4 protein-coding genes are annotated in these 6,008 nt (G+C 71.6%); 3 read left to right on the top strand and 1 reads right to left on the bottom strand.

Annotation, left to right across the window (positions count from 1 at the left end; translation table 11 throughout):
• On the bottom strand, positions 1 to 672 hold a 672-nt coding region (locus IBL25_RS23805; protein WP_187780956.1), incomplete at its 3' end, for an ATP phosphoribosyltransferase regulatory subunit.
• Positions 673 to 818: 146 nt separating this feature from the next.
• On the opposite strand from IBL25_RS23805, the gene IBL25_RS23800 reads away from it, so the two are divergent.
• From IBL25_RS23800 to IBL25_RS23790, 3 genes are all read left to right on the top strand, one after another.
• Positions 819 to 1,400: a hypothetical protein gene (locus tag IBL25_RS23800; RefSeq protein WP_187780955.1), complete on the top strand. Its 582-nt coding sequence runs from the start codon at positions 819 to 821 to the stop codon at positions 1,398 to 1,400.
• An 88-nt stretch (positions 1,401 to 1,488) separates the two neighbouring features.
• Positions 1,489 to 4,839: a transglutaminase family protein gene (locus IBL25_RS23795; protein ID WP_187780954.1), complete on the top strand. Its 3,351-nt coding sequence runs from the start codon at positions 1,489 to 1,491 to the stop codon at positions 4,837 to 4,839.
• Between the two features lie 13 nt (positions 4,840 to 4,852).
• The coding region (locus IBL25_RS23790; protein ID WP_187780953.1) for a circularly permuted type 2 ATP-grasp protein at positions 4,853 to 6,008 on the top strand (1,156 nt) is incomplete at its 3' end.

Below are 6,008 nucleotides of genomic sequence, written 5' to 3'. Positions count from 1 at the left end.
CGGGCCGGCGGCGGTCAGCAGGCCGGTCAGCCCCACGGCGGGCGGGCCGGCGATGGCGGCCAGTTCCGTCACGGCGGCGGCGTCCTTGCGGTCCAGCGCCCGGGCCAGCTTGCGGCGCAGGTCGCCTTCCACCCCGGCGGCATCCAGCAGGGCGGGCGCCATGGTGGGCAGGGTGATGTCCAGGCTGGGCGCGGCGATGCCGGCGGCGGCGAGTGCTTCCACGCCCAGCAGCGCCACTTCCGCATCGGCCTCGGCGCTGTCGGCGCCGATCAGCTCGATGCCCACCTGCGGGATCTGCCGCTGCGGCGCCAGTTGCGTGCCGCGCACCCGCAGCACCTGGCCGGAATAGGAGAGCCGCAGCGGGCGCGGCACGGCGCCCAGCCGCGTGGCGGCGATGCGTGCCACCTGCGGCGTGGTGTCGGCGCGCAGGCCCAGCATGCGGTGGCTGTCCGGGTCCATCAGCCGGAAGGTCTGGTCCGCCACGGCGGCGCCGGAGCCGGCCAGCAGGGAATCCTCGAATTCCAGCAGCGGCGGCTTCACCCGCTCATAGCCATGCGCCGCGAAGACGGCATGCATCGCCTCCACCAGTGCCGCTTCCCGCGCCGCTTCGGGCGGCAGCAGGTCGGTCAGGCCGGAAGGCAGCAGGGCTGGGCTGGGCAGGTCTTCGGTCATCGGTCCCGGAGTCAAGACAAACGGCGGCTGTGTGGCAGCGCAGGGCGGCGGGGGCAAGGGCGGATCGGCGCATGAGAGCCACGATGCCGCTTGCATGGCCACCGGGATGCGACAGATGCTGCGGAACAGCAACCCGGTATCCGGCCATGTCAAAGCACCTCCGCCTCCTGCCCGCCCTGGCTATCCTGCCGCTGCTGGCGGGCTGCGTCGGGGCTTCTGACCCGGCGAATGTTTATCTCGGCGGCGCCGGGGACCCGATCCGGGGTGCGGCGCTGAACGCACCCTTCCAGTTCGGCGACCTGCCGGCGCAGCGCGGGCAACCGGCACGGGTGGCGCTTGCCGTCGCGCAGCTGGAGTTCCTGACCCGTCGGCTCAGCGAGGATCTGGCGCGCCAGAGCGATTTCAGCGGCACCACGCTGCTTCAATTGCGATCCGGCCAGGCGGAAGCGCGCCAGGCCTTCGGCATCGCGCCCCAGGCGCACGCACGGGAGGTGGAGAATGCCCTGCGCCGTGCCGCCCGTGCCCTGGAGGGGCTGGACCCGGATGGCGCCCGCGCCGCCCTTTCCGGCCCCAACTTCCCGGCCGGCGGGGCGGAGGTGCTGCGCCGGCTGAGCGAGCCTCCTGCCCTGCCGCAGGTCTCGGCGGCGGCGGCGGCCGTGAGCAACGACATCATGAGCCGGCGCTTCGACCGCAGCAGCCGCCACCACCGCCACAACCCCGTCACGTGAGATCATGCAGCCATCCGCCCCCCGGAACGTGTCGCACCGCAACAAGCGCGGTCTATGCTGATCTGCGAACGACCTTCCGGGGGCCTGCATGTCGATCAACGTCGCGCTGACGCACCGCACCAGCTACCGTTATGACCGCCCCGTTTCGCTGGGGCCGCAGACCATCCGGCTGCGGCCGGCGCCGCATGCGCGCACGCCGATCCTTTCCTATTCCCTCAACATCGCGCCCAAGCCGCATTTCCTGAACTGGCAGCAGGACCCGCAGGGCAATTTCCTCGCGCGCGTGGTGTTTCCGGAGCGCGTAACGCATTTCGACGTCACCGTGGACCTCGTGGCCGACATGGCCACGATCAATCCCTTCGACTTCTTCCTGGAGCCCGAGGCCGAGACCTGGCCCTTCAGCTACGACCCGGCGTTGGAGCACGAGCTGGCGCCTTTCCGCCGCGCCGACAAGCCCGGCCCGCTGCTCTCCGCCCTGCTGGCGCAGGTCAGGCGGGAGGAGCAGGGCACGGTGTCCATGCTGATGGACATCAATGCGCTGGTGAACCGCAGCGTCTCCTATGTCGTGCGGCTGGAGCCGGGCGTCTGGCCGCCGGAAGAGACGCTGGAGAAGGCCAAGGGCTCCTGCCGCGACAGCGCCTGGCTGCTGGTGCAGATGCTGCGCAACCTGGGCTATGCCGCGCGCTTCGTGTCCGGCTACCTGATCCAGCTGGTGGCGGATGAGAAGCCGCTGGAAGGCCCGGAAGGCCCCGCCGCCGACTTCACCGACCTGCATGCCTGGGCCGAGGTCTATCTGCCCGGCGCCGGCTGGGTGGGGCTGGATGCCACCTCCGGCCTGCTGGCGGGCGAAGGGCATATCCCGCTGGCCGCGACGCCGGAGCCGCAATCCGCCGCGCCGATCAGCGGGCTGATGAGCAAGGCGGAGGCGAGCTTCGACTTCGGCATGTCCGTCCGCCGCGTACGGGAAACGCCGCGCGTCACCAAGCCCTATGCCGAGGCGGAGTGGGAAGCGATCAAGGCCGCCGGCCAGCAGGTGGATGCGCAACTGGAAGCCGGCGCGGTGCGCCTGACCATGGGTGGCGAGCCGACCTTCGTTTCCGCCACCGACCAGGAAGCGGCGGAATGGAACACCGCCGCGCTGGGCCCCACCAAGCGGAAGCTGGCCGGGCGGCTGCTGAAGCGGCTGATGCCCATCTGGTCCAAGGGCGGCGTCGTGCAATACGCCATGGGCAAGCACTACCCCGGCGAGCAATTGCCCCGCTGGGCGCTGAATGCCTTCTGGCGGGCCGATGGCGAGCCCGTCTGGCGCGACCCTGCCCTGCTGTCGGACGACGACCACCAGGATAGCGCCACGGCGCAGGATGCCGCCGCCTTCGCCGCCGCGCTGGCGGAACGGCTGGGCCTGGACCCGGCGCTGGTGAACCCGGCCCATGAGGACATTCATTACTACCTCTGGAGGGAAAAGCGCCTGCCGGCCAATGTGCTGGCCGAGGATGCCAAGCTGCGCGACCCGCTGGAGCGCGCGCGGCTGGCGCGGGTATTTGGCCAGGGGCTGGCGGCCAGCGTCGGCTCGGTGCTGCCGCTGCGCCATGGCGCGAATGGCTGGGAATCCGGCAAGTGGTTCTTCCGGGACGATGCGCTCTTCCTGATCCCGGGCGATTCCCCCATCGGCTTCCGCCTGCCGCTGGAAAGCCTGCCCTGGGCCGACCCCGCGCAGATCCCGGCCGAGTTCGAGGCCGATCCCTTCGCCCCGCGTGCCCCCCTGCCTGCCGCGGAGAGCTTCCATCGCGCCGCACCCGGCGTGGCGGGGCGCGCAGGCCAGCTCTCGCGCCCTGGCACGCCCGGAGCCACCGAGGGCAGCGAATTCTTCCCCGTGCGGCACCAGCCGGCGCCGGAGGTGGAGGCCGGAGCATCAGCCCTGGTCCGCACCGCCCTGACGGTGGAGGCGCGCGACGGCAGGCTGCATGTCTTCTTCCCGCCGCTGACGAAGATCGAGCACTGGCTGGACCTTGTCGCCGCCGTCGAGGACACGGCGGCGCGGGCTGGCCGCCGCGTGGTGCTGGAAGGCTACCCGCCACCGCGCGACCCGCGCGTGCTGAGCTTCTCCGTCACGCCCGACCCCGGTGTCATCGAGGTGAACGTCCACCCCGCCCTGAACTGGGACCAGCAGGTGGAGCGGACGGAGCAGCTTTACGAAGCCGCCCGCCAGGAAGGGCTCGCCGCCCAGAAGTTCATGCTGGACGGCCGCCACACCGGCACCGGCGGCGGCAACCATGTGGTGATGGGCGCGGCCACCCCGGCCGACAGCCCCTTCCTGCGGCGCCCGGACCTGCTGAAGTCGCTGCTGGGCTTCTGGCACAACCATCCCAGCCTCAGCTTTCTGTTCGCGGGGCTCTTCATCGGCCCCACCAGCCAGCATCCGCGCCTCGACGAGGCGCGGCAGGATGTGCTGAACGACCTGGAGATCGCCTTCGGGCAGGTGCGGCCCTTCGAGGAGAAGGCGCCCTGGGTCACCGACCGGCTGTTCCGCAACATCCTGGCGGACATGACCGGCAATACCCACCGCACCGAATTCTCCATCGACAAGATGTATTCGCCGGACAGCAGCACCGGCCGGCTGGGGCTGGTGGAATACCGCGCCTTCGAGATGCCGCCGCATCCGCGCATGGCCGCCGCCCAGATGCTGCTGATGCGCGCCGCCGTCGCCGCTTTCTGGAACCGGCCTTACGAACGCCGGCTGATCCGCTGGGGTACCCGGCTGCACGACGACTTCATGCTGCCGCATTACGCGGTGCAGGATCTGCACGATGCCGTCGCGGAACTGCGCTCCCTCGGCGCGCCCTTGCAGCCGGAATGGTTCGCGCCGCATGCCGAATTCCGCTTCCCGCGGGTGGGCGAGGTGGCGCTGGCTGGCGTGGGCCTGGAACTGCGCCATGCGCTGGAGCCCTGGCATGTGCTGGGCGAGGAAAGCACCGGCACCGGCACCGCCCGCTACGTGGACAGTTCCACCGAGCGCCTGCAGGTGAAGGCCAGCGGCTTCGTGCCGGAACGCTACACCGTTGCCGTCAATGGCCGCGCCCTGCCGATGCAGGCCACCGGACAGGCCGGTGAATTCGTGGCGGGGGTTCGCTTCAAGGCCTGGGCGCCGCCTTCCGCCCTGCACCCGATGATCGGCGCGCAGGTGCCGCTGGTCTTCGACCTCTGGGATAGCTGGACCGGCCGCAGCCTGGGCGGCTTCACCCATCATGTCGCGCATCCCGGCGGCCGCAACTACGAGCAGTTCCCGGTCAATGCCAACGAGGCCGAGGCACGCCGCCGCGCCCGCTTCTTCCCCTTCGGCCACACGCCCGGAACACCCGGCGGCGGCCCGATGCCGGAGCCGCTACGCACCACGGGGCCGGAGCTGAGCCGAACCCTCGACCTGCGCCACTTCGCGTGATAGCGGGCGCGGGGTGAGCAAGCTTCCCCCGCGCGATGAGATGGTCGATGGCCAGGGCCACTTGCGCCCGCACTGGCGCGGCGTGCTGGCCGGGCTGGCCGATGGCGTCGCCGGCAATTTCGGCGAAGCGGCGCGGCGCATGGACCGTGTCTTCGCCGAGGGCGTGACCTCGCTGCTGCCGGGCGAGGTGCCGGCGGCGGGCCAGGCCTCCTGGCGTTGCGACCCGGTGCCGCTGGTCCTGCCAGCCCAGGAATTCGAGCATCTCGCCACCGGGCTGGCGCAGCGGGCACGGCTGATGGAGACGCTGCTCGCAGACCTCTACGGCCCGCAACGACTGGTGGCGGAAGGGCTGGTGCCGCCGGCGCTGGTCTTTGCCAATCCTTCCTTCCTGCGCCCCTGCCGGAAGGCCGATGGCAGGCCCCACCACCCCTTCCTCCACTGCTACGCCGCCGACCTGCTGCGCGCGCCGGATGGCCGCTGGCATGTGGTGGCGGACCGCACCAGTCGGGCCGGCGGCATCGGCCATGCGCTGGAAAACCGCCGCATGCTCGCGCGCGCCCTGCCCGGCCTGTTCCGCGGCCACCAGCTGCGGCCGCTGCGCCCCTTTTTCGAGCTATGGCAGGATGCGCTGCAACACCTGGCCCCGCAGCGCCGGGCCCCAGGCGGCGATGGCCCCGCCGTGGCGCTGCTGACACCCGGCGTGCATCACCGCCTGTGGTTCGAACATGTGCTGCTGGCACGCGAACTCTCCTGCGCCCTGGTGGAACCGGGCGATCTTTCCGTGCGCAACGGCGGTGTCTTCCTGAAGACGCTGAAGGGCTTGCAGCCGGTGCATGTGCTGCTGCGCCGGGTGCCGGGCCGTGGGCTGGACCCGCTGGAACTGGATGGCGGCGGCATGGGCGTGCCCGGCCTGCTGGATGCCGCCCGCCACGGCACGGTCAAGATCGTCAATGAGCCAGGCTCCGGCCTCGCCGAGGCACCGGGCCTGGCCACCTTCCTGCCCACCCTGGCCCGCCGCCTGTTGGGCGAGGACCTGCTGCTGCCGCAGCCGGACACGCGCTGGCCGGCGGGGCCCGAGGTGCTGGAGGACCTGCCCGGTTGGGTGCTGCGCCCCGCCACTGGCGCCCATGGCCGCAGCTTGGCCGCCGCCGCGCTGGACCTCGCGGCCC

Origin of the sequence: Pseudoroseomonas ludipueritiae, assembly GCF_014490445.1 — a bacterium.
GTDB lineage: Bacteria > Pseudomonadota > Alphaproteobacteria > Acetobacterales > Acetobacteraceae > Pseudoroseomonas > Pseudoroseomonas ludipueritiae.
The sequence above is the reverse complement of the archived record's forward strand: the minus strand, read 5'-3'. Positions and strand labels throughout refer to the sequence as shown.

Excerpts from the sequence above, each read along its gene's own strand:
- IBL25_RS23795 (WP_187780954.1), top strand. The coding sequence starts at position 1,489 with ATGTCGATCAACGTCGCGCTGACGCACCGCACCAGCTACCGTTATGAC.
- IBL25_RS23800 (WP_187780955.1), top strand. The coding sequence starts at position 819 with ATGTCAAAGCACCTCCGCCTCCTGCCCGCCCTGGCTATCCTGCCGCTG.